The following is a 23576-nucleotide window of genomic DNA, read 5'->3' as shown; positions in this document are numbered from 1 at the left end:
CCATCCCGTGCTAATCAAGATCAGTACGACTTGGGCATGCCCAAGTCGTGCATGGCGATGTAGTTCAGAATCATCTCTTCCGAGATGGGGGCAAAACGGAACAAGCGGCAGTCACGCCAGAGCCGCTCGACGTAGTATTCCTTGGAGTACCCCATACCGCCCATGGTTTGCATCGCGCGTTCCGTGGCACGTGCGGTGACCTGCGCGGCCAGTAGTTTGGCTGCGTTGGCTTCGCTGCCATAAGGCAGACCCCGGTCAAAGTTGGCGGCGGCCTTGTAATTGAGCAATCGCACGGCTTCGTTTTCAGCGTAGCACTGCGCCAGCGGGAACTGTAGCCCCTGATAGCTGCTGATCGATCGGTCCCCAAAGACCTTGCGGTCATTCGCGTAGTCCACAGCGAGCTTCAGGGCCAATTCACTGGTGCCGATCAGGCCGGCCGTGGTGATGATGCGCTCGGTATTGAGTACGTCCAGCAATTCGCGCCAACCGCCGTGCAGTGTGCCGACGAGTTCGTGTGGGTAGATCTCGACGTCATCGAAAAAGATGGAGCTGGCCGCCAACGTGTTGGTGCCGACCTTGTCGATGGCGCTGTGGGTCAGGCCCGCCCGGTCGACGTCGATCATGAACATGGATAATCCATCGCTGCGCGATTTGGAATCCTCTATTTTCTTGGTCCGCGCCACGACCAGCATTTTCTGCGCGCTGTCGACCGCGGTAATCCAGATCTTGCGGCCGTTCAGTCTCCAGCCGTCGCCCTCTTGCTCGGCAAAGCTGCGAATTTCAAGCGTGTTGGTGCCGGCATCGGGTTCGGTCAGTGCCATGCAGAAATTCATTTCGCCAGCGATCAGCTTGGGCAGCAGCTCTTGCTTCATTTCGGGCGTGCCAAATTTGCTGATAGAGACGCCGCCGAAGATCGGATTGATCATGAACAATTGACCGACCGTGCTTCCTGCCCCAGCCGCCGCCAGGTTTTCGATAATGAGCGCCATTTCGACCACGCCCAGATCCGAGCCGCCGTATTCCGAGGGCAGGGCGACACCACACAAGCCGGCTTCACAGATGGCTTTCCAGCATTCGGTGGGGAATGCCTTCTGCGCGTCGATTTTGCGCCAGTATTCCGTCCCGAAGCGCTCGCCGAGTTGGCGTGCCGAGGTGGCGATCATCCGTTGTTCTTCTGTCAGCTCAAAGTCCATAGTGTGTGTTGTCTCGTGATATTTGTTGTCGATGTCAGATGTGAATGGCTCGGCCGTAGGCCTGCAGGACCGATTCACCGATGGCTTCCGACAAGGTCGGGTGCGCAAAAATATGGTTCATCAGATCTTCTTCGGTCGCCTCCAGACGCTGCGCCAGCGAAATGCCATGGAGCAGCTCTGTCACGTCGGGGCCTACCAAGTGCGCACCCAGGAGTTCGCCGCTTTGGGTATCGAAAATCGTCTTGACGAAACCTTCGGGCCGATTGATGGCGAGGGCTTTGCCGTTGCCATGAAAGGGAAAGCGGCCAACCGAAATCGGGCGGCCGCGTTCGCGTGCCCGGGCCTCGGTGAGGCCGACGCTGGCGACTTGCGGATGGCAGTAAGTGCAACTGGGAATGTGATCGGCCTGCTGCGGGACCGTCAGTCCCGCTAAGTGCTCAACGCAGCGAATCGCCTCATGGCTGGCTTTGTGCGCCAGCATGGGCGCCCCGCAGATGTCGCCCGCGGCGTAGACGCCAGGCTCGTCCGTTTGCCCGTAGTCGTGAACCTGAATGCAGCCATGGCGCGTGATGACGCGGGTGGTCTCCAGCCCCAGGTCTTCAGAGTTGCCAACGACACCGGCGCAGACGAGTACTCGATCGAAGGCCCTGATGGCTTCTTTTTTGTTTTCGGTGCGCAGGGTGATGTGCGCAGCCTGAGCATCAAGTGTTTGCAGGTGGGCCGAGGTATGGGTGTGTATCTCGATGCCGCGCGCTTCAAAGGCGCGGGCGACCCATTGCGAGGTTTCTTCGTCCTCGACAGGCAGGACGCGTGCTTGTGTCTCGACCACGGTAACTTGGCTGCCGAGTTCGGCGTAGAAACTGGCGAACTCCATGCCAATCGCGCCTGCACCCACGACGAGCAAAGAGTCGGGTTGGGCAGGGGGTGTCAGGGCGTGGCGATAGTTCCAGAGTCGGTCTCCATCGACGGGCAGGCTGTCGAGGGCGCGAGGCCGTGCGCCTGTCGCGATCAGGATAGCGTCGGCTTGCAGGGTTTGGGCATTCTTGCCCTCGACTTCAAGCGTGCCGGCGCCCTGTAAACGGGCCTGTCCCTTGATGACCTCGACGCCGTGCTTCTTTAGCAGGTGCTGCACTCCTTGTCTCAAGCGTGTGGCCACCTCGCGCGAGCGTTGCACGACGCGAGGCAGATCGGCGCGTATCCCCTCTGGCACGATGATGCCCAGGTCGTTGGCTGTGCGCAGTTGTGCCAGAACGTCGCCCGCGTGTAGCAGCGTTTTGGTCGGAATGCAGCCCCAATTCAGGCAAATGCCGCCCAGGTCTTCACGTTCGACCAGACGGGTTTTGATTCCCAATTGGCTGGCGCGTATGGCCGCGACGTAGCCGGCCGGGCCGCCTCCAATGACGATCAGGCTGTTGGCGGAGCTCATGCCGCGGCCTTGGCGCGCAGACTGGCGAACTGATCCAGCACGCTTTGCAATCCTGCGGCCTGCGGGTCGTCGACAAAGCGCTCCATGGCCTGGCACGAGGCCGTGTCCACACCGACTTCGGCGCACACACGCAGAATCAACTCGCGTAGCTGGGCGCGGTCATAGTTGTAATCGTCCACAGTCAGTTTCAGGGATTCGATCAGCGGCGGCGTGTTGTCATCAAAATGGGCTTCGATGACGCAACTGAGACTGGGTACCTCGGCATCGCTGATGAGTTCCGTGCGCTGGATTAACGTGGCAACCTCGGGGTTGTCGTACACCATCATGTCGCGTAGCGTCGGGGCGCCATGTAACAGCGTCTGGGCGATGCAAAAGGGAATGCTCATCAGTGTGCCGGACACCGAGTGAAATGGACCGCGGCTGTCCATGCCCGCATAGCCGGTTTCGTAGGGATTCATGCGGACGCGGATTTGCGCGGGCAGTTTGCCGCCCAGGCGTTCTCGCAGTCTCAATGCCGTATTGACGGGCGTCTGATTGAATGCGCAAACGGGGTAGGGTTTGAAGACGACGCGGTGGATGTACCAGGTCTTGCCGACCTGTTTCAGCAGGGCATCGACATCGCAATCGGTGCGCGCATAGGCACGCACAAAACCGCTCTTGCCCTCAATGGCGTGGGGCGCCGAGACGGAGCCGGCTTTGGCGAGTTCGGCGGCGATCCAGCCGTTGCGACCTGTAATGCCTAGTTGATAACGCCATTCGTCGGTGCCATCGGCGAACGATTGCAAGATGCCGCCGGCGAACGAGGCTGCATTGGCGAGGGCGGCGGCCGTTTGCGTCTCGTCCAGATTCAGTGCGTAGGCGGCGGCGGCCGCGGCGGCGAGGGAACCATACAACGGCGATGCACGCAGCCCGACCGGGGTGGTGTGCGATGCATAGGTGCTTTCGAACAGACCGCCAATCTCATAGCCGGCGATGAGCGACACCAGCAGTCGATCCAGCGGCATGTGGCCCGCCTCGGCAGCGGCGGTCAGCAGGGGAATCAGAATCGCGCCGAGGTGCGCGGCCCCACTGGCGTCTTCTTGGGCGCGCCCATGAAATAGTGCGGAGTTGGCCAGCGCCGCGCCCAGAAACGACGTTTTGCGGCCATCGACCAGCAGCGTCGCGCCGTGGGCTTGCTCGCCATCGATGGCCAGGGCGGCGCGCGCGGCAATCGGCCCATAGGGCGTGTCAAAGCTGGCCAGCCCGATGCCATAGCCGTTCAGCAGAGAAACGCGGGCCTTCTCCATGACCTCAGCGGGAATGCGGTCCGTTTGTTTGAGTCCGACGATAAAGGCGGCGAGTGTCTGGGTAACGGTCATGATGTTCCTCTCTGGCGTATCAATTCACAAGCAGTTGGCTAGGCTGCGCGAGTAACTGCGCGACGGTGTTCAGAAACTTCAAGGCGCTGACGCCATCCATGATGCGGTGGTCGGCCGACAGCACGAGCCCCATCTCCTGGCACAGGACGGGTTGCCCATCATCGTCCGGACGAAAAACTCCCTTGATGCTGCCCACGCCGAGGATCATGGCCTGACCCGGATTGATGATGGAGCTCATGTAGGTCACGTTGTGCATGCCGGCGTTTGAAACGGTGATAGCGGGCGTGCCCATGTCTTGGCTGCTCAAGGTGGCGTTGCGAGCGGATGCGGCAACCGCATCCAGTCGCCGTGCCAGTTCGCCGATAGATACGTTGCCTACATCGCGCACGGCGGGGGCCATCAAGCCTTGATCAGTGTTGACCGCGACGCCGACGTCGATCTGGTTGAACGCCACAATGCCCTCGTCGCTCCAGACGCGATTGGCGTCGGGGGTGAGTTGCAGTGCACGGACGACGGCCATCACGATGAAGTGATTCAGCGTCAGGCGCACGGATTGCTGAGCCTGGTTGATCTCTTTGCGCAGGGCAACGAGACGCGACACCTCGGCGTCCAGTGCCAAATAGAAATGCGGCGTGTCTTGTTTGCCTTTGGTCAGTCGACGTGCGATCGTCGACTGCAATGTGGTCGGCGCGATGACGGTATAGCCGCTGTTCACGGTAGCGGTATTGTTGGTGGCCGGTGGGGAGGATGCTTGCGGCGCGGGAACATGATCGTGCACGTCTCGCGCAACGATGCGGCCTTTGGGTCCGCTGCCCTGGATGGGCGCGAGCGATAGCCCGCGCTCTTTTGCCAGTCGGCGCGCCAAGGGTGTCGCGATAATACGTTCGGTCGAGCCATGGTCGTGAGACGCGACCGAGCCTCCGTGCCCAGACGCGGCGACGCTGTCGTGGCGGGATGCCGTGGTGGGTAATGAGTGCGACGGTCTGGATGACTCGGTATCCGACGCTGTTGTCGCGGCGGTGGGTGTCGCCGGCGCGTTGCCGGCTTGCTGATCCGAACTCGTCGAAATCGCTGTGGCGACTGGCGCGTTGCCATCTTCCCAGTAACCGATAACCGTGCCGACGGGGACCATTGTGCCGGTCGGCACGACGATTTCCACCAGCGTGCCGTCCTGTTCGGCCGGAATTTCGTTGGCCACCTTGTCGGTTTCGACGACAAAGACGCCGCTGCCGGGCTTCATCGTCTGGCCAGGTTGCACCATCCAGTCAGCCACCATGCCTTCTGTCATGGTCAGGCCGAGTTTGGGCATTAGCAGTTCATGCCGCACGATTATTGCCCCTTGAAATCGGCAGGCCGTTTTTCGAGAAAGGCCTGGCAGCCTTCGTGTGCGTCGCGCGTATCGAGGACGAGACCGATCATGGCCTGCTCGTGGGCCAGCGCGGCCCCCAGTGGCATTTCCTGGCCTTGGCGCAGGTTGCGCTTGAGCAGCTTGAGGACCAGCGGTGATTTCCCCGCGATCTGATTGGCCAGCGCCATGGCCTCGCTCAGCAAGGACTCGGGGGCCACGGTGCGATTGCACAGACCCAGGTCGACTGCCTCTTGTGCGGTGATCTGATTGCCCGTGAACATCAGTTCTTTGGCGCGGCAGAGCGGAACCTGGCGGATCAGGCGCTGCGAGCCACCCGCGCCCGGAAACAGGCCCAGATTGATTTCAGGAAGACCGAGGCGTGCCTTTTCCGAGACCAGGCGAATGTCTAACGTCAAAATGAGTTCGGTGCCGCCACCCAGGGCCCACCCATTGACGGCCGCGATGGTGGGCTTGTCGCTGTCTTCGAAACGACGAAAAACGCGATGAATGACGTCGGCAAATTCCTGGTAATGGGCAAGCCCTTGGCGACTGTCCAGATCGGCAATATCACCGCCAGCCACAAAGGCCTTTTCCCCGCTGCCGGTGACGACGATGACGCGAATCGTCTCGTCTTTCTCAAGCTGATCCAGGCCTGCTTCTAACGAAAGCAGCGTAGGAATATCAAGCGCGTTCAGGGTTTTTGGGCGATCGATCGTCAATAGCCCGACGGGCCCCTGGCGTTCGACGCGGACTGCGGTGTCGTAGTTCATGGCGTGTCCTTGGATTCAGGAAATCGATTTGCGTACGGCGTCGCATACGCGTTCGGCACTGACGGCATACTGGGCTTCGAGTGCGCGTGCGAACGGCACCGGCATGAAGGGCGCCGCCACGCGTACGATCGGCGCGTCCAGTTCGTCAAAGGCGGTGTCCGCCGCCCAGGCGGCGATTTCGGCGCCGACGCCGAAGGCTTGTACGGCTTCATGCGCAATGACGAGGCGATGCGTGCGTTGCAACGAGGCCAGCACGGTCTGCTGATCCCAGGGTTGCACGCTGCGCAAGTCGATGACTTCGGTTTCGATACCGGTGGTCGCGAGTTGCTCGGCGGCCTGCAGGCAGGTGTGCACCGTTGCGCCATAGGTGACGAGCGTGACATCGCGCCCGGCGCGCGCGATGCGGGCCTGACCGATCGGGATTTGCGCCGAGGTGTCTACATCGCCTTTGCGGCCATACATGGCCTTGTGCTCGATGAAGATCACCGGATCCGGATCCGCAATGGCCGTGCGCAGCAAACCATAGGCATCGCCGGGGTTGCTGGGGCAAACGACTTTCAGGCCGGGGACGTGAGCCAGCCACGCTTCCAGGCACTGCGAATGCTGCGGGCCGGCGTTCAGGCCACCGCCATGCGGTGTGCGCAGCACCATGGGGACACTGGAGCGGCCACCGAACATGAAGCGCGCCTTGGCGGCCTGGTTGACCAGGGCATCCATGGATAGTGTGATGAAATCCATGAACATGATTTCGATCACAGGTTTGACGCCCGTCATTGCGGCGCCGACCGCCAGCGAGGCTAAGCTCGCTTCGGAAATCGGCGTATCGCGCACGCGCAGGGGGCCGAATGTGTCCAAGAGGCCGCGGGTGGCCTTGAAAGAACCCCCGGCTTCGGCGATGTCTTCTCCTAGCAAGATCACCTTCGGGTCGGCGCTCATCGCATCAGACAGGGCCGTGTTGATGGCCTGGGCGTACTTCATCTCAGTCATTGCGGGTCCTTCAGGCGGCGACGGTGTAGACGTCGCGCTGTGCGGCTTCGTAGGTGGGTTCGGTGTCTGCGCGCGCAGCGGAAATCGCCGCTTCGATTTGCGTATCGATCTCGGCGCCAATGCGTTCTATCTCGTCGGCCTTGACACCGTGCTTGCGCAACAGAGCTTCTGTGCGGGTCACCGGATCGTCGGCGCTCAACGATGCGATCTCATCTGCCGCCCGGTATTTTTGGGGATCACCTTCGTAGTGACCCCGCACGCGTTGGGTAATACATTCGAGTACCGCTGGCCCGTCGCCTTGGCGTAGCAGGGCGACGGTGGCGTCGGCCGCCTCGGTTACGGCCTGCACGTCATTGCCGTCGACCTTGGCATAGCGGATCTTGAACGCGGCGGCCAGGTCTTGCAGTGCCGCGGCAAATTGCTTGCTGGTGGGGGAAAACTCCGACCAGCCATTGTTTTCGCAGACCAGTAGCAAGGGCAGCTTCCATAGTGCCGCCATATTCAGCGTTTCGTGCAGTACGCCCTCGGCCATGGCGCCATCACCAAAGAAGGCGACGGCAATGCCACCGGTTTCACGAACCTGGTGGGCAATGGCGCTACCTAGTGCGATGGGAATGCCTGCGCCAACAATGCCATTGGCGCCCAGAATGCCGATATCCATATCGGCCACGTGCATGGAGCCGCCGCGGCCGCCACACACACCGCCGGCTTTGCCCATGACTTCTTTGAAGAAATGTTCCAGCGACAAACCGCGAGCCAGCACATGGCCGTGACCCCGGTGCGTCGTGGCCAGGGTGTCCTGCGAGGAGAGGGCTGCGCACACCCCGGCGGCGATAGCTTCCTGACCCACACTCAGGTGAATGAAGCCGGGCACCTCGCTGTCGGCAAACAGCCGGGTCAGGCTGTTTTCCACCGTGCGTATCGTCTTGATCACGCGATACAGCGACACCAGCTTAGTGGCGTCGGTTTTGGCCGGCATATCCTCGTCTCCGTTGTATTGATTCTGATTGATGAATCGTCAGTCATCTTAGGATCCGTGTTTACTGCTGTCAACGTTCAGAGGATTAAGGAAAACCCTTGGGTGAGGAGATCGCGCCGGGCGAGTGGATGGTCGAGAGGAGGGCGTGCCGAATTCAATAAAAGCGCGAGGGCAGCGTAATAGCAGAGCAACCCAAACGAAGAGCGCCCCAACTCGAGATGAGATGGGGCGCTCTTACCAAGCTTCGCACGCATTGGGTGTCAGAACACTTGGTGAATTCAATGTAGCGCTACGTTTTGGCCATTGCAAGCACTAAATCGTTTCAACATGGGGGCATTTTTACCGCCGGGCCGCCCCAAGGTAAAAAGCGCCCCCTTGGGGGGNNCAGCAAGCCAAAGGCGCAGCGTGGGGGCATTTTACCGCCGGGCCGCCCCAAGGTAAAAAGCGCCCCCTTGGGGGGCAGCAAGCCAAAGGCGCAGCGTGGGGGCATTTTTACCGCCGGGCCGCCCCAAGGTAAAAAGCGCCCCCTTGGGGGGCAGCAAGCCAAAGGCGCAGCGTGGGGGCAATTCCCCCCCCTTGGGGCTACGCGACCTGTGGAGGCTGTGGTGCTCCGGCAAAAGTTTCCCGCGTGCGGCGTGCTATCGTAACTGTCGATTTTGAAATTTTTCTACGGACTCCCGCTATGCCGCGTATCAACGTTCAACAAGGCGAATTGGCGCACTGGTTACAATTTGTCTCTGAGGGTGGAGAAGCGGGCGCGCCACAAGATCAGATGCCGGCCCATGTGGTCGAGGGCCTGTTGATTTTGCTATGCGTGCAGCGTACCGACGAGGGCAGGCTGATATTGACCGACAAGGGGCGCCTGGCCCTGCGGATGGAGTCGCCCGGCGCACTCCATCTCGGCTAGTTTCGTGGCGAGTCGTTAACCGGCATCTGGCCCGCGCCGCGTCCGAAACGGGTCCTTTCGAGATCCTTTCTACATTTTGCATCGCACTTTGCAATGCTTTGCATTGTTCTTGCTTCACCTAGGGAATCTCCCATGAGATTCGCTTATGGTGGGAGTATCGCGGCCGGCAACTAGTCGGTAAGATGAACTTGCGTGACTGACACGGGTCCAACTTGAAGATGCATGGGATCCCGCTGTTTGTCACGCGTGGATTCACGCGTTTGGATAACCGACTGGGAGGAAGCCATGCAGCATCATGACCAGGAAGTGCTGATCGACGTATCCACAGCGGCCATGGATACCGGCGGATACGGTGTACTGCTGACGGTAACGGCCGAAGGAGGCACCGAAGTTGATGCCGCCTTTTCTTATTTGGGTAGTTGTTCTTCAATGCACGAAGCGCGTGACCGCGCAGAAATCTTCGCCCAGAATTGGGTAGAAGAAAACATCTTCCGCTGACATCGCACTAGGAGGACGTTTCTTGCAGGCCGCGCGCGCCCATGACCTCGACACGACGCCCGTCCGGAAGGCAGGATAAATCCGGGTTATCGTCGCTACTTCGTCATTTGCGGCGCGCGCCACCCGTGCGCCATATTTCGATGGCCACTTCTATTTCTTCCGAGCTTTCCCACACGATTCGGGCCTTGCGCCAGCATTTCAGCGACGTGGTTTTACCCTTGTGGGTAGGGCCAGGTTTTAACGAGCGCATGGCTTTGCCGTATGAGGCGTTGGCCGGAGACACCGGATTACCGTTGCCTGTGCAACGCTATCGCGCGATGGCGTGCGCACGTCAGTTGTATGTCTATGCCACCGCGCCGAAGGCGGAACATGCGAGCCATGCGGATCGTTTGTTTGATGCCCTGGTCCGACATTTTCGTGATGCGCAGCACGGCGGATGGCGCTATAGCATTGATGCCGAGGGCCTGCCGTTGGACGACACGCAGGATCTGTACACGCATGCGTTTGTCGTGTTCGCTTGCGCGGCGTATTTTGAGCGCTCTCGACGAGCCGAGGCGCGTCAGACGATGCTGCAAACGGCACAGCAGATCGAGTTGCATTTTCGGCGTGCGGACGGACGCTATCACGCGGCTATGTCGCCCGACTGGATGCACGCGACGGCAGGGCCGGCACAGAACCCCGTCATGCATTTGACCGAGGCCTACCTAGCGGCGTCCCGCGTCGCGGAGCCGGCCTGGTTTGCGCATATCCTGCGCAATATGGCGCAAGGTGTAGCCGAGACCTTTTTGCATGCGCCGACCCTGTGTATCACCGAAGCACCGGTGGCCCGCACTGATCTCGTCATCGAACCGGGGCATCAGTTTGAATGGTTTGTCCTGCTCAATAGTGCGCCAGCGGTGTTTTCGGATCTGGAGTTGGCGCTGGCCCTGCCGCGCGGTTGTGCCTGGGCGCGCGAGCACGGGGTCGCCAGCGAGACGGCGGGCGTCTGTGCGGCTTTGCACGAGGATGGCCGGATGAGCGACGCCACGCAACGTATTTGGGCGCAGGCCGAATACGCGCGTTACCTGGCGGCGTCGGGCGACTTGTCGGCGCTGTTGCAGCAGTTGCGACAGTTTCATGATCGGTTTCTGCACCCGAGGGGCTGGCGCGAATGCCTGAACGCCAAGGGGGAATTGGCGCGTGTGGACATGCCTTCGACGACGCCTTACCACTTGGCAACATGTTACGCCGCGTTGCCGGCGACGTGACGCTTCGCAGACTAAATTTGCTTACGGACGGCGCAGCGTGGGGGCATTTTTACCGCCGGGCCGCCCCAAGGTAAAAAGCGCCCCCTTGGGGGGCAGCAAGCCGAAGGCGCAGCGTGGGGGCATTTTTACCCTTAAGGCCGAACGTGCGGCTGAACCTCGTCCCAACAATTAGTTATCTAGATTACAATTTGCTAATTGTTGACGAGAGGATTGCCATGAGCATCATGTGTCCAGCGTGCCAGGCGATTATGCCGGGCTTGACCGGAATTGAGCCGCATGCAGAGCTGGGGCATCAGGGCTTTATTCATCCCAATCAACGCGGTCGCGAGGGCTGCAGAGAAGATCATTTCCGTTGCCTGGCATGTGGCTCCAAGTGGCTGCGCGAGACGGACAAATGGGGAACGGATTTAGGATTCAAGCTGGCGCCGTAAGTTGGCGCCGCCTAAGGCCGCGAATCAATCGCTTCAAGTGCGTGAAGTAGGTGGCTCGGTTTTCGCCGGAAAACACCAATATTTGAGGATGACCACCAGCAATACGGTCAGCGATATCCAGGATGCCCAGTGCCATAGGCCGGTGCCCAGCAGGGCTGCCAGCAATCCAAAAACGCTGAGCACGCCCAGCACAATCGGTGCACCCCAGACGAACCAAAAACGGTGACGTGAACTCATGCGGGGCTCTGTTGCGGCGTGGCTTGTTGATGTCGCCGTATGAGCTCCGCGATGCGGGCATCTGTGGCTTTGCGGCGTGCGATCCACAGATAGAGGCCACTGCCTAGTACGACGATGGTGATCAGGTCGAGCAACGTCCACAGGATTTTCAGGGGCAGGCCACCATAGTCCCCAAAGTGCAAGGGGCGAGAGACTTCCAGGGCCGTCAGGTACCAGGGCATACGGGCCACGGCGCTGAGTTCGCCGGTGACGCCGTCGACGAGCACGGGGGTATTGAGCTTGGAGGTCAAAGGCGTATCGCCTTTGAGCCACACCAGATAGTGGTGCGGGCTGCCGTAGGCGTTACCCGGGTAGGCAATGAACGATACTTCGCGTCCGGGCAGAGCCTTGATGGCCGTATCCGCGGCGCCCTGGAGGGATGCCAGATCCGTTGGCACGCTGCGGCCTTGGTAGGGGGCCAGAATGCGGGGTAGCTCCGTGCTCTGCCAGAGCCGGAACATCGGTGTCGACAGTTCGTTGATCACGCCCGTCAGGCCCACCACAAGGGCCCAGACCAGGGTGACGACACCCAGGAGATTATGCAGATCCAGCCATTTCAGGCGGGTCGAGCGTGTTGCGCGCACGGTGCCGAAGTCCAGCTTTTTCATGAACGGGCCATACAGAACGACGCCCGAGACGATGGCCACGACAAACAACAGCCCCATGAATCCCAGGAAGAGCTCGCCAGGCAGGCCGGCGAACAGATCGACGTGCAGGGCGAGCATGATACCCATGAACGAGAACCGGTCTTCGGAATAGGGTGGCGCATCGTGCAGGACTTCGGCGGTACGCATGTCGACGCGTACGGCATGGCCTTTTTCGACGGCAGTGCCGAATTCGGGCACAAAGCCCACATAGGCTTGGGGCTCGTGGTCGTCCAGGTAGACGTAGTCCACGTACTCGTTGGGATATAGGGCTTTGCCGGCCGCGACAATCTGGTCCAGGCTAGCGGAGGGCGTGCCTTCGGGCAGTTCGGCGATCGGTTTGCCTTCGTCGAACAGATGCTCGATTTCGTGATGAAAAATCAGGGGCAACCCGGTCAGACAGATGATCAGCAGGAACAGGGTGCAGACCAGGCTGGTCCATTTATGGACGAGATACCAGGTTTTGATGGTGGCGGCGGCAGTCATGATGGATGTCGTCGTGCAGGTTGGGTCGAGTCCCACACGATATCATGAATAATACTGATTCTTATCAGTATCCGCCTTGTTGTCGTGAAGTTGTGGACGGTGGCGCCAGCGGAATCGGAATCGCCAGCGTTGTGTTGGCATTGCCGGCGGGGTGAGGCGAGGTGGCCGGGACGGATGGCGCGACGCGGTTGGCCGACGGGGCCGGCGTTACGGGAGAGGGGGCGGTGATGGGCGCCGCGGCGGGTTGATCCGCTTGGCCGATCGGCGAGGCGGGCCGAACGTTGGACGGCAGAACGCCGCTGGGGGCATTGGGCTGCCGCACCTGCGTGGGCGAACCGTCACTGGGGCGCATGTTTTCGAGGAAGTCGGTCAGCTCGTCGCCCGTGGGGAGATCCAGCGAGGCGATCGCACGGCCGGGGGGAAATTCCGAGAAATAGTATTCACCGTTGTGTACGAGCAACCCGTCGGGATGCGGCCGTTGTGGCTGCTCGGGGATGTCCTTCAGGACGGGCCGCATGTAGTCCAGCCAGGTGGAGAGCGCCAGGCCGCTGCCAAATGCGTTGCTGCCGAGAGATTTGGGTTGGTCGAAACCCATCCAGACGGTGGTGGCCAATGTCGGGGTGTAGCCCGCGAACCAGACATCGATGGCGTCGTTGGTCGTACCGGTTTTGCCCCGGATGTCATCGCGCTTGAGCTCCCGTTTGGCGCGGGCCCCCGTGCCACGGCTGGCGACGTCCAGCAGCATGTCGTCTGTCACCCAGGCGGTGCGCGGGTCGATGGCCCGGGCGGCCTCGTCGCCCGCGATGACCGGCTGAGCTTGCATCAGCACGTTACCCGAGCGGTCGGTGACGCGGTCGATCAGATAGGGGGGCACCCGGTAGCCGCCATTGGCAAAGACGGTGTATGCGCTGGCGAGTTGCAGCGGCGTCGCGCCACCAGCACCCAGGGCCATGGGTAGCACGGCGGGCCAGCGGTCTTTCTGAAAACCAAAGCGTGTCAGATAGTCCTGGGCGTACTGCGGTGTGACAGCTTGCAGGATGCGGATGGACACCATGTTTTTAGAGCGGTACAGGCCTTGTCGCAGCGTCTGCATGGTCTCGTACTTGTTGTTGTCGTTCTTCGGGGTCCAAGGGCGAGATCCGGTTTGCTCAACCGTCAGCACAAAGGGCTGATCCGATATTTGCGTGGCCGGTGTCATGCCGCGCTCCAGCGCGGAGGCGTAGATGAACGGCTTGATCGTCGAGCCGGGTTGGCGCCAGGCTTGCGTGGCACGGTTGAACGAGCCGCTGTAAAAATCAAAGCCGCCGATGACGGCACGCATGGCGCCGTCTTTGGGCGACAGGGAGACCAGCGCGGCCTGCACGGTCGGCAGATTCAGGATTTCCCAGTAGTCGCCGTTTTTATGCAGGCGCACGACAGATCCACGCTGGATACGCAGGGTGTCACTGGCTTTCGGACTCAATGCTCGCGCCACGATGGCGAGGGCTTTTTTGTCGGAGACGGTGACGATCTCGCTGGCGCTGCGCGCGACTTTGACTTCGGTCGGGCTGGCCGAGAGCACGATGCCTGTCAACAGGTCGCTGCTGTCGGGCGTCTCCTCCTGGACGGTGTCGAGGATTTCCTCGAAGGCCTGCGTGTCTTGTTCGATGTCGGGAGGCAGGTTGATCAGGTCTTCCGGCCCGAGATAGGCGGTGCGGCGGGTATAGTCCAGCACGCCACTGCGCACGGCCTGGTAGGCGGCCTCCTGGTCTTTCGAGTTGATCGTGGTGTAGACGTCGATGCCGCGCGTGTAGGTGTCATCCTGGAACAGGCCGTACAGGATTTGGCGCGCCAGTTCCGCGGGGTACTCGCCGTGTACAGGAAAACCGTCGCTTTGCATGCCTTCGGTGCCGCGAATCTGCAGCGGTTGTTCGCGCGCGGCCTGGGCTTGCTCGGGGGTGAGAAATCCCAGCGCCTCCATACGGCCCAAGACATAGTGCTGGCGGACGACGGCGCGATCCAGATTGGTGATGGGGTTCGAGCGCGAGGGAGCCTTGGGGACGCCGGCCAACAGCGCAGCCTCGGCGGCGGTGACCTCGGCCAGGGGCTTACCCAGATACGTACGCGCGGCGGCCTCGAAACCATAGCTGCGATGACCCAGATAAATCTGGTTCATGTAGAGCTCCAATATCTGGTCCTTGGTGAGTTCGGCTTCGATCTTGAAGGTCAGCAGCAGCTCGTAGAACTTGCGTAAATACGTTTTATCGGACGACAGGTAGAAATTGCGCGCGAGCTGCATGGTGATCGTGCTGGCGCCCTGAGATTTCGAGCGATTGATCACGTTGGTCACTGCGGCGCGTGCCACGCCCATCCAGTCAATCCCGCCATGCTCATAAAATTCATCGTCTTCGGCGGCCAGCATGGCCTGTTTCATGACGAGCGGAATGTCTTCAAAGCGCACCACATTGCGGTGTTCCTGGCCGAACTCGCCGATCAGCACGCGATCTGCCGTATAAACGCGCAGCGGCACACTGGGCCGGTAGTCGGTCATGGCGTGCAGGGCAGGCAGGTTGGGCCAGGTCAGTGCGACGGCCAGGCCAATAAGCACAGCGCCGCACACGGCCAGACCGGCCAGGCCGATAGCCAACTGGGCCACAATGCGCTTGCGCAAAAACTGTTTGATGCTCGGGCGGAGGGCGGAGGAACGCGATTTTTCAGGGGTATTCATTGCTGCTGATTCTAGGCCAGAACCAGATAGACACTCTCTTTGCCCATTAGGTTTCCGTAACCAAACATGGCAAAGGGTGTCCCATCATCCCAATGGCGGGTCTGTCGGCTGTCTTGACGGGGGATCGTCCCCCATTTTGGGAGACGTGGCGCATCAGGCTCAGGGCTTTAAATGGGAGACGAAAAACGCTTCCATGGCTTCATAGAACTCGAACTTGTTTTCATCGTTGTGAAAACCGTGCCCCTCGTTGTCTTTGACCAAGTATTGGACCTCGACGCCGCGCGCTTGTAGCGCCTGCACCACTTGGTCGCTTTCTGCTTTGTTGACGCGCGGGTCTTGTGCGCCCTGGGCAATCAAGAGGGGCGTGCGGATGCGGTCGACGTGCAGGGCAGGCGAGGTCGCCGCGAGGCGATCGTGGTCGTGCTCGGGATGACCCACCATGTCGTACATTTTGGCCAGCAAGGGCTTCCAATAGGGCGGAATGGTGTTCATAAAGGTGAACAGATTCGATACGCCCACGTAATCGACCGCCGCGGCATACAGATCCGGGGTGAAGGTAATGCCCGCGAGTGTGGCGTAACCCCCGTAACTGCCCCCGTAGATCCCGATGCGGGCCGGGTCGGCAATGCCTTGCTCGATGAGCCAGCGTACCCCATCGGTGATATCGTCCTGCATGGCCAGCCCCCATTGGCCGAAGCTGGCCTCCCAGAACGCCCTGCCATAGCCGGTGGATCCGCGGAAGTTCATCTGCAGGACGCAGAAGCCACGGTTGGCCAGGAACTGGATTTCCGGGTTATAGCCCCAGCCATCGCGCGCCCACGGGCCACCGTGCGGATTAATGATGCACGGCAAGCCGCGTGGGTCGCGGCCAGCGGGCAGTGTCAGATAGCCATGGATCTCGAGACCATCACGACTGGTGTAAGACACGGGCTGCACCGGCGACATGTCCGTCTCTGGGATAGCCGGGTTGATATCGGCCAGCTTGTGCAGCGTGCCGGAGTCGGACTGGAATAGGTATCGGGAGCCGGGCGTACGGTCGTTGTAGGCGGCCACAATGAATGTGTCTTCGTTGCGGTTCAGGCCCTGAATGGCCAGGTCGTAACCGGGAAGCAGGTTCTCGAGTTGCTGATACAGCGCCTCGGTCTGCGCATCAAAATAATGGCGGCGCGGCTTGTCAGTCTGGTAGGCGGCCTCCGTCAGGACACGACGTTTGCGGGAATAGCCGGCAGCGTCAAGATCGACTTCGTCTGTGGCAAATACCAGTTCTTCGTGGTCGGGCGAGGCGGGGTCAATGACGACCAACGCCAGCTTGTCGCGGCCACGATTGCTCAGCGCGTAGAACTTGCGATCATCAAAGGTAAAAAACGCCGGACTGACGGTGGTGCGGTAGTCGGTGGTGATCAAGGCCTGGAACGGCGCGGCCTCGTCGTCGCGATAGAGCAGGGTGGTGTCCAGCCCATCGCTGGTAATCGCGGCGCGAACCTGACCCGCGTGGTCGGTCTGCCAGCCCACGACATTGCCCGGGTTTTGCGCGACCAGCACGGCCGTGCCGGTGTGGACATTGACGCGATAGACATCAAAGACCTGGGGGTCACGCTGGTTATGGCTGATCAGGACGTGATCGGGATCATCCGGCAGATCGTCCTCGATACCCGCGCGCACGCTGTCATACGGCGTCAAGTCGTGGGCCACGCCGGTATGGGCGTTCACGGCCAGGACGTGGAAATTTTCGTCACCACCGAAATCTTTCTGGTACAGCACAATATCGTTGCCTTTCCAGAAAAAATTGCTGATATCGCGTGCCGTTTCGTTCGTCAGCCTGCGCGCCTCGCCCACGGGCAGGGCGTTTTGCAACGCTTGCACGTAGATGTTCATCCGGGCGGGCTGATCATCCAGCGCGGCAGGCTGCATGAATCCGAGCGTCTTGCCGTCGTCGGCAAGGCGGAAATAGCCGCGCTCAGGATTACGGAAGAAATCTTTTAACGGGTATTGTTGCGGCAGGTGCGTGGCGGCGGTACGGTGAGGCAAAGCAAATCTCCTGGGTCGGGTGAGGCCGACGGTTGACCTATTGATCATGCCATAGGCGAGGGGGCCGAGTCGAACGCGTCTCGCCGGGGACAGATCGCCGCCCGTCACGACCAGAAATGCGACAACTGGCGGCGAGGGCAAAGATTGCGGGATAATCGCAGCCACGTTATGGGAGTCAACATGATCAAAGCGGTAGGAGCGGCATTGGCCGTCGCAGGCCTGGCGGCCTGCTCGACTGGGATTTCTTCAGGTGGCAATACGCCGACAGCCAGTTTGACAGTGCAGTCCAGTTATCGAGCCACCTACGAGGCGGCGACGGCCCAGGCCGAGCGTTGCCTGCGTGGCGAGGGCGCGTACAAGGTACATGGCACAGTGGACGATGCCGCGCGCACCGCCCTCGTGCGGGTTGAGGCGCCGTTTACGGGGGACGACGTAGCACGCGTGACCATCACGGGCCAGGGTGAGCGTCAGTCGCAAGTCGACATCGTGATGTGGGGCCGCGGCATCTGGAACGAAAACGCCGTTCGCGCCATGCGCGCGGCCGTGATTTACGAAGTGCCGTCGTGCACCACCTACATGCCCACAGAGGTTCCCAAACCCAAAAAATAGCTCAATCGCCGCCGGGGCGGCGCTTGAAAATCTTGAACGAACCCGAAGCCTTGGCAACTAGCTCGCCCTTGACGTTGCGGATTTCACCCTCACAGAACGCAATCGATGCGCCCATGCGCAGGCAGCGGGCCTCGATCGTCAAATCGCTGTTTCCGGGGGAAATAAAGCTGGTGGTCATGTCGATGGTCGCCATGCCGGTCTGGAGGTCATTGCCGCGCGCGGCGGCACTGAGCGTGAAATCCAGCACGCTCATCAGCGTGCCACCGTGCACATCGCCACGGCTATTGGTCAGATCCTCGCGCCAGGGCAAGCGCGTGCGTGCATGGCCCGGACCAATGCTTTCGGGAATCACGCCCATCAAGTGCATCAAAGGGATGGTCAGGCCAAAATAGTCGGTCTGGGCAGGTGTCGTCATGAGATCAGGCTAATCTGAAAAGCGTCGAAAAATTTAACGCGAGAGCGCGTCATAATATTCTTTTTTGCCCACAGCTTCCCGTATCGTACTTGTCATGTCCTCGTTTTCGCGCAAGATCGTACATGTCGACATGGATGCGTTTTACGCATCCGTCGAGCAGCGCGACAATCCTTCGCTACGCGGACTGCCCGTCGTCGTCGCTTGGGAAGGGTCCCGCTCTGTCGTCTGCGCCGCCTCATACGAGGCGCGGCGCTTCGGCGTCTATTCCGCCATGTCCGTCGCGCGCGCGCAGCGCCTTTGCCCCGACGCGATCTACGTGCCCCCCGATTTCAACCGCTATCGCGAGGTCTCGCGCCAAGTCCGGCACGTCTTTGCGCGCCACACCGACCTGATCGAGCCCCTATCGCTGGACGAAGCCTACCTGGACGTCACCCTCAACAAAACCGGCCTTGCCTCGGCAACCGCAGTCGCGCAGGCCATACGCAGTGAAATCCTCGAGGAAACTCGCCTCACCGCCTCGGCTGGCGTCGCACCCAACAAATTCCTGGCCAAAATCGCCTCCGACTGGAACAAGCCCAACGGCCTGTTCGTCATCAAACCCTCACAAATCCTGGCCTTCCTGCAGCCCTTGCCTGTGCGCAAAGTCCCCGGCGTAGGCAAAGTCATGCAAGGCAAACTCGATGCCCTCGGTATCCACACCGTCGGCGACCTGTCACGCCATAGCGCCGCAGAACTCGAACACCACTTCGGCCGCTACGGCATACGGCTGCACGAACTGTCACAAGGCATCGACAACCGCGAAGTCCAGCCCGACGCGCCCCTGCAACAAATATCCGCCGAAACCACTCTGTCCGTAGACCAGCCCCTGCAAGCCCTGGACGATATCCTCGGACGCCTCGCCATCAAAATCTGGGACCAGGGCATAAAAAAGGGCGCCATCGGCCGCACCGTCGTCCTCAAACTCAAAACCGACCGCTTTCGCATCCTCACGCGCACCCTGACGCTGGCCCGTGCACCCGCCAGTGCCCAGGACCTTACCCTCGTTGCCCAGCAACTCTGCGCACGCGTGGACCTGCCCGCCAGCACCCGATACCGCCTGGCCGGCATCGGGATGAGCAACTTCGAAGACCCTGCCACACAAGCCCGCCAGCCCGACCTGGGCCTATTCGACGACGAGCCCGACACTAACCATTAAGACGTTGCTTCACCTGTCGCGACACCTCGGACATATCCGCCTTGCCCGCCAGCGCCGGCTTCAAAATCGCCATCACCTTGCCCATCGCAGCACCACCGCTCAGACCCAGCGCGGCCACCTCAGCCAACGCAGCATTCACCGCCGCATCTATCTCCTCGGGGGACGCCGGCTGCGGCAAGAACTCCCGCAACACATCCAACTCAGCCGTCTCCTGAGCCGCCGTTTCCAGACGACCCGCCTGCTCAAAAGCCGCAATCGATTCGCGACGCTGCTTAACCTGCTTCTCAATGATCGCCGTCACTTCCTCATCACTCAACTCCCGGCGATCATCAACCTCTTTCTGCTTAACCGCCGCCAGCAAAAACCGCAGCGTCGACAACCGCTCCGTTTCCCGCGCACGCATAGCATCCTTAACTGCGTCGGACAACCGACCCCTGAGCGAAGCACTGCTCATAGCTGACACCCTTAAAAGAAGAAAAATGCACCTGGTACACCCAGCACCAAGCACACCAAACAAGAACAATTCCCCAGTTTAATCCCACAAGTACACCCAAGCAGTCCACCCGTGACAGTTTCAACAATGACCACAGTCTTTACACGACCACAGTTTCAACAGCAGCAGTTTCGCCACGACATCGGCCGTACCAACAGCATCAGCTTCACCATGACATTAGGCCCATCAAAACACCAGTTTGACCACGACATCAGCCCTCAACGACGGCAGTTTCCTCAATGTGCGTGTTTGGTTCGTGTCGCTGTGTGGTGATGCCGGCCTGTTGAGCGCCGATTCAGTCTCGCGCAGCGAGACCGAGGCCTCTGATCACGGGCCGAGTCGGCGCGATTTGGCCGGCATCACCACACAGCGACACGAACCAAACATCCAGAGAAAGCCCTTCCTACGAAGACCCCGCGGCATCCACAACGCATAAATATGTATAATAAATACATCTTAAAGAATCCCCGTAAGTAAAAAAGCAACCCGAAGGAACCGTCAAAATGCTGAGCCAGGAAGTTCGCGATTTAGTCAAAGCCACAGCACCCGTACTGAAGGTGCATGGTGAAACACTCACCTGTCACTTTTACGCCCGTATGTTCCGCCACAATCCGGAACTCAAACAGGTCTTTAATCAAGGACACCAAGACGGGGGGCAACAACAGCAAGCCTTGGCCGCCGCCGTCGCCGCCTACGCCGAACACATCGACGACCCCTCCGTACTGATGCCCGTCATCACTCGCATCGTCCACAAACACGTCAGCCTTGGCATTCGCCCCGAACACTACGCGATCGTCGGCAAGCACCTGCTGGCCTCCATCCGCGAAGTCCTCGGCGAAGAAGCCGCCACCGACGAACTCATCGCCGCCTGGGCCGCCGCCTATGGCCAGCTCGCTGATCTGCTTATCGCCGAAGAAGCCAAACTCTACGCACAGGCCGTACGCAAAGAAGGCGGCTGGACCGGCTGGCGCGGATTCCGCGTCGACAAAAAAATCCCCGAAAGCGCAGAAATCACGTCCTTCTACCTCGTTCCCGCCGACGGCGGCCCCGTGCCCGACTACCTGCCGGGACAATACATTTCGCTACGCGTCTTCGTCCCCCAACTCGGCATCATGCAGCCGCGCCAATACAGCCTGTCCGACGCCCCGGGCCAAGGTCGCTTGCGCATCTCCGTCAAACGCGAAAGCGGCGTTAACGGCTCGCCCGCGGGCAGCGTATCCAATGTCCTGCACGCCAACTTAAACGAAGGCGACGTCCTCGACCTTGCTCCCCCGCAAGGCGAATTCACCCTCAATGCAGACGGTACTGCGCCGGTCGTCCTGCTCAGTGGCGGCGTTGGCCTGACTCCCATGGTCTCCATGCTGAACCACCTCGTCGCCCGCGACGACGGTCGCCAGATTCGCTTCGTGCATGCATGCCGCGATCGTTCCGTGCATGCCATGAAATCGCACGTCAACGACATCGTTCAATCGCGTCCTAACGTCCGCAAAGTCGTCTACTACGAAACGGTCGCCTCTGACGATCAACCTGGCCAGGACTACGACTACGCCGGCCGGATGGATCTCCAAGCCATTCGTGACATTGCCGTCTTGCCCGATGCCGATTACTACATGTGCGGTCCCTTGCCCTTCATGAGTGCGCAGCGTCAGGCATTGACCGCATTGGGCGTCGCCCCGGAACGCATCCATGCCGAGTTGTTTGGCACCGGCGGACCCGGTGCATAAGGCGTTATAGTGCAACGCCATGCAACTCACTAAATACACAGACTTTGGCCTGCGCGTCTTGATGTACCTGACGCAGAGCGATGGTCGCTCGACACCCGTGACGGTCCCCGAGATCGCCGAGCGGTTTGAGGTGTCGCGCAACCATCTGGTCAAGGTCGTGCATTTTCTGAGTCAGCAGGGTTGGATTGCGACCACCCGCGGCAAAGGCGGGGGCCTGNGGCNGGCGCGCGCGCCAGCCGCCTATCGTCTGGGGGATCTGGTGTACGCGCTGGAAAACCAGCACACCCTGGTCAATTGCGGGGAACCCGTCTGCGCGCTGCAAGGGCTTTGCTTGCTCTCCGGCGTACTGGCCAACAGCCTGCAGTCGTTTTACGACGAACTCAATCGCCATACGTTGGCCGATCTGGTGCTTGCTCCCACTGGGCAGGCCATCATACGGCTGCAGCGCATCGCGTAGAGCGGTATGTGGCACTAACGACCACCCAAAACGATCACACTAAACCTTAGGTTATGGCCACCCGCCAGATTGGCATTTGCCCTGACGACCGTCACGTTTCAGAATGAAGGCTGGTTCTGATATTTAGGGTTTACCATGAAGGTATGCGTCATTGGCGCCGGCGTGATCGGTGTGACGTCGGCCTATTTTCTGGCTCGGCAGGGACACGAGGTCGTCTTGATCGATAGCCGGGCGCGTCCGGCAACGGTGTCCAGTTACGCCAATGGCGGGCAACTGAGCTATAGCTACGTCGCGCCGCTGGCCGGCCCGGGCGTCTTGCCCAGCGTGCCGGGCTGGCTGTTGCGGGCCGACTCGCCACTGCGCTTTCAGCCTCGCCTGGATCCTCATCAATGGCAATGGTGCCTGCAATTTGCGCTGGCATGCCGCGCCTCGGTCGCCAAGGCCTCCACTGCCCAGTTGCAGTCCTTGTCGTACCTGAGCCGCGACGTATTGAATCGCCTGCTCGAAGAAGAAAACATCGATTTTGGCCATGTGCGCAATGGCAAACTCATTGCGTATCGCAGCCCTGAGTTACTTGAGAAAGCACGACGTCTGGTGGCCTATCAGGCTGCCCTGGGGGCAGAGCAACGCGTCCTGGACGCCGCAGAAACTCTTGCCCTGGAGCCCGCGTTGGCGGGACTGGGTCGCAATCTGGCCGGTGCTGTCTATACCCCCAGTGAAGAGGCGGGCGATTGTCGCCAGTTCACCGAAAGCCTGTTCCGGCGACTGCAGGAGTCGGAGGGTGTGCAATGCCGGATGGCCAGTCCCGTGCGGCGCTTGCGACGCGAGGGCCGCAAGATCGTGGCCGTAGAAACGGCCAATGGCGATATCCCTGTGGATGCGGTCGTACTGGCTGCGGGGATGGCATCGCGCAATTTGATCAAGCCTCTGGGACGAGACCTGCCCCTGTATCCGCTAAAAGGCTACAGCCTGAGCGTGCCCCTGGCCGATGGTGATGAGACGGCCCCCGCAATCAGCGTGACGGATTACGAGCGACGCATTGTGTATGCGCGTATCGGACGGATCCTGCGTATCGCCGCCATGGTGGATATCGGCAGCCCGAACGCCGATATCGATCCCGCCCGCATCGCGTTGCTCAAGCAGCAGGTGCGCGAGGCTTTCCCACGCCTGGATCTGGGGCAGGCCGTGCCATGGGCCGGATTGCGCCCGGCGACGCCGACGGGCAAACCTCTGATTGGCGAGAGCCGCGTCGCGGACAACTTGTGGTTGAACGTGGGGCAGGGTGCCTTGGGCTTTACCCTGGCCTGCGGCAGCGCCGCCTTGCTGACGGCCCAGATGTCGGGCCTGGAACTGCCTATCGATGCGACGCCGTTTCGGCCTTAAAGCGTGATCGGTGCG

General features: G+C 60.8%; 22 protein-coding genes and 1 pseudogene. 10 read left to right on the top strand and 13 right to left on the bottom strand.

The window, feature by feature from the left end; translation table 11 throughout:
* Nucleotides 1-20 precede the first annotated feature (20 nt).
* The 7 genes from ACNAZS_RS04405 to ACNAZS_RS04375 are packed head-to-tail and all read right to left on the bottom strand — an operon-like array spanning nucleotide 21 to nucleotide 8061.
* Nucleotides 21-1193: an acyl-CoA dehydrogenase family protein gene (locus ACNAZS_RS04405; RefSeq protein WP_415786521.1), complete on the bottom strand. Its 1173-nt coding sequence runs from the start codon at nucleotides 1191-1193 to the stop codon at nucleotides 21-23.
* Nucleotides 1194-1227: 34 nt separating this feature from the next.
* Nucleotides 1228-2619 (bottom strand): dihydrolipoyl dehydrogenase, encoded by a 1392-nt coding sequence (gene lpdA, locus ACNAZS_RS04400; protein ID WP_415786519.1) that lies wholly within the window; start codon nucleotides 2617-2619, stop codon nucleotides 1228-1230.
* Nucleotides 2616-3977 carry an MmgE/PrpD family protein gene (locus tag ACNAZS_RS04395; RefSeq protein ID WP_415786517.1) on the bottom strand — a complete coding sequence of 454 codons (1362 nt, stop codon included), beginning with the start codon at nucleotides 3975-3977 and terminating at the stop codon, nucleotides 2616-2618. Before ACNAZS_RS04395 ends, lpdA begins: the two co-directional genes overlap by 4 nt.
* 19 nt (nucleotides 3978-3996) lie before the next feature.
* A complete protein-coding gene (locus ACNAZS_RS04390) occupies nucleotides 3997-5286 on the bottom strand; it encodes a dihydrolipoamide acetyltransferase family protein (RefSeq protein ID WP_415786515.1) in 1290 nt (429 codons plus the stop codon).
* A gap of 20 nt (nucleotides 5287-5306) precedes the next feature.
* Nucleotides 5307-6095 carry an enoyl-CoA hydratase/isomerase family protein gene (locus tag ACNAZS_RS04385; RefSeq protein WP_415786512.1) on the bottom strand — a complete coding sequence of 263 codons (789 nt, stop codon included), beginning with the start codon at nucleotides 6093-6095 and terminating at the stop codon, nucleotides 5307-5309.
* Between the two features lie 15 nt (nucleotides 6096-6110).
* A complete protein-coding gene (locus tag ACNAZS_RS04380) occupies nucleotides 6111-7082 on the bottom strand; it encodes an alpha-ketoacid dehydrogenase subunit beta (protein ID WP_415786510.1) in 972 nt (323 codons plus the stop codon).
* Nucleotides 7083-7092: 10 nt separating this feature from the next.
* Complete coding sequence (locus ACNAZS_RS04375; RefSeq protein WP_415786508.1) at nucleotides 7093-8061, bottom strand: thiamine pyrophosphate-dependent dehydrogenase E1 component subunit alpha; 969 nt, start codon at nucleotides 8059-8061, stop codon at nucleotides 7093-7095.
* Nucleotides 8062-8743: 682 nt separating this feature from the next.
* Between ACNAZS_RS04375 and ACNAZS_RS04370 the strand changes: the two genes are divergently transcribed.
* The 4 genes from ACNAZS_RS04370 to ACNAZS_RS04355 all read left to right on the top strand — a co-directional run bounded on the left by ACNAZS_RS04370 (nucleotide 8744) and on the right by ACNAZS_RS04355 (nucleotide 11144).
* Nucleotides 8744-8968: a hypothetical protein gene (locus tag ACNAZS_RS04370; protein WP_415786506.1), complete on the top strand. Its 225-nt coding sequence runs from the start codon at nucleotides 8744-8746 to the stop codon at nucleotides 8966-8968.
* 285 nt (nucleotides 8969-9253) lie between these two features.
* The gene (locus tag ACNAZS_RS04365; RefSeq protein ID WP_415786504.1) at nucleotides 9254-9466 is read left to right on the top strand and encodes a hypothetical protein; all 213 of its coding nucleotides are present in this window, start codon (nucleotides 9254-9256) and stop codon (nucleotides 9464-9466) included.
* A 140-nt stretch (nucleotides 9467-9606) separates the two neighbouring features.
* Nucleotides 9607-10713: an AGE family epimerase/isomerase gene (locus tag ACNAZS_RS04360; RefSeq protein ID WP_415786502.1), complete on the top strand. Its 1107-nt coding sequence runs from the start codon at nucleotides 9607-9609 to the stop codon at nucleotides 10711-10713.
* Between the two features lie 215 nt (nucleotides 10714-10928).
* Complete coding sequence (locus ACNAZS_RS04355) at nucleotides 10929-11144, top strand: hypothetical protein (protein ID WP_415786500.1); 216 nt, start codon at nucleotides 10929-10931, stop codon at nucleotides 11142-11144.
* A gap of 33 nt (nucleotides 11145-11177) precedes the next feature.
* Here the strand turns inward: ACNAZS_RS04355 and ACNAZS_RS04350 are convergent, their stop codons facing one another.
* From ACNAZS_RS04350 to ACNAZS_RS04335, 4 genes are all read right to left on the bottom strand, one after another.
* Nucleotides 11178-11381 carry a hypothetical protein gene (locus tag ACNAZS_RS04350; RefSeq protein WP_415786498.1) on the bottom strand — a complete coding sequence of 68 codons (204 nt, stop codon included), beginning with the start codon at nucleotides 11379-11381 and terminating at the stop codon, nucleotides 11178-11180.
* A complete protein-coding gene (locus ACNAZS_RS04345; protein ID WP_415786496.1) occupies nucleotides 11378-12550 on the bottom strand; it encodes a PepSY-associated TM helix domain-containing protein in 1173 nt (390 codons plus the stop codon). The genes ACNAZS_RS04350 and ACNAZS_RS04345 overlap by 4 nt, the downstream gene beginning before the upstream one ends.
* A gap of 64 nt (nucleotides 12551-12614) precedes the next feature.
* Nucleotides 12615-15257, bottom strand: coding sequence for a penicillin-binding protein 1A (locus ACNAZS_RS04340; protein WP_415786494.1), 2643 nt, complete (start codon nucleotides 15255-15257; stop codon nucleotides 12615-12617).
* A 159-nt stretch (nucleotides 15258-15416) separates the two neighbouring features.
* A complete protein-coding gene (locus ACNAZS_RS04335; protein WP_415787069.1) occupies nucleotides 15417-17333 on the bottom strand; it encodes an alpha/beta hydrolase family protein in 1917 nt (638 codons plus the stop codon).
* Between the two features lie 132 nt (nucleotides 17334-17465).
* Between ACNAZS_RS04335 and ACNAZS_RS04330 the strand changes: the two genes are divergently transcribed.
* On the top strand, nucleotides 17466-17894 hold the full coding sequence (locus ACNAZS_RS04330) for a BPTD_2524 family lipoprotein (RefSeq protein WP_415786492.1): 429 nt from the start codon (nucleotides 17466-17468) through the stop codon (nucleotides 17892-17894).
* 1 nt (nucleotide 17895) lies between these two features.
* On the opposite strand, the gene ACNAZS_RS04325 is transcribed toward ACNAZS_RS04330, so the two are convergent.
* Nucleotides 17896-18309 carry a PaaI family thioesterase gene (locus tag ACNAZS_RS04325; protein ID WP_415786490.1) on the bottom strand — a complete coding sequence of 138 codons (414 nt, stop codon included), beginning with the start codon at nucleotides 18307-18309 and terminating at the stop codon, nucleotides 17896-17898.
* A 94-nt stretch (nucleotides 18310-18403) separates the two neighbouring features.
* Here ACNAZS_RS04325 and dinB point away from each other — a divergent pair, with 94 nt between their 5' ends.
* A complete protein-coding gene (gene dinB / locus ACNAZS_RS04320) occupies nucleotides 18404-19504 on the top strand; it encodes a DNA polymerase IV (protein ID WP_415786488.1) in 1101 nt (366 codons plus the stop codon).
* Here the strand turns inward: dinB and ACNAZS_RS04315 are convergent.
* Nucleotides 19494-19958 carry a GatB/YqeY domain-containing protein gene (locus ACNAZS_RS04315; protein ID WP_415786486.1) on the bottom strand — a complete coding sequence of 155 codons (465 nt, stop codon included), beginning with the start codon at nucleotides 19956-19958 and terminating at the stop codon, nucleotides 19494-19496. The two genes, dinB and ACNAZS_RS04315, sit on opposite strands and share 11 nt — an antisense overlap.
* Before the next feature lie 542 nt (nucleotides 19959-20500).
* Here ACNAZS_RS04315 and hmpA point away from each other — a divergent pair.
* The 4 genes and pseudogenes from hmpA to ACNAZS_RS04295 all read left to right on the top strand — a co-directional run bounded on the left by hmpA (nucleotide 20501) and on the right by ACNAZS_RS04295 (nucleotide 23561).
* Nucleotides 20501-21721 (top strand): NO-inducible flavohemoprotein, encoded by a 1221-nt coding sequence (gene hmpA, locus ACNAZS_RS04310; RefSeq protein ID WP_415786484.1) that lies wholly within the window; start codon nucleotides 20501-20503, stop codon nucleotides 21719-21721.
* A 19-nt stretch (nucleotides 21722-21740) separates the two neighbouring features.
* Nucleotides 21741-21938 (top strand): annotated as a pseudogene (locus ACNAZS_RS04305) (RrF2 family transcriptional regulator); the annotation flags it as partial.
* Between the two features lie 5 nt (nucleotides 21939-21943).
* Nucleotides 21944-22178, top strand: a 235-nt coding sequence (locus tag ACNAZS_RS04300; protein ID WP_415786482.1) for an Rrf2 family transcriptional regulator, incomplete at its 5' end; no start/stop codon positions are given.
* 135 nt (nucleotides 22179-22313) lie between these two features.
* On the top strand, nucleotides 22314-23561 hold the full coding sequence (locus ACNAZS_RS04295; protein ID WP_415786480.1) for a D-amino acid dehydrogenase: 1248 nt from the start codon (nucleotides 22314-22316) through the stop codon (nucleotides 23559-23561).
* Nucleotides 23562-23576 lie beyond the last annotated feature (15 nt).

The sequence above is a fragment of the Bordetella tumulicola genome (assembly GCF_965138755.1).
GTDB classification, from domain to species: Bacteria; Pseudomonadota; Gammaproteobacteria; order Burkholderiales; family Burkholderiaceae_B; genus Bordetella_A; species Bordetella_A tumulicola.
Note: the sequence above shows the minus strand (reverse complement) of the source record. Positions and strands in the feature narration are given on the sequence as shown.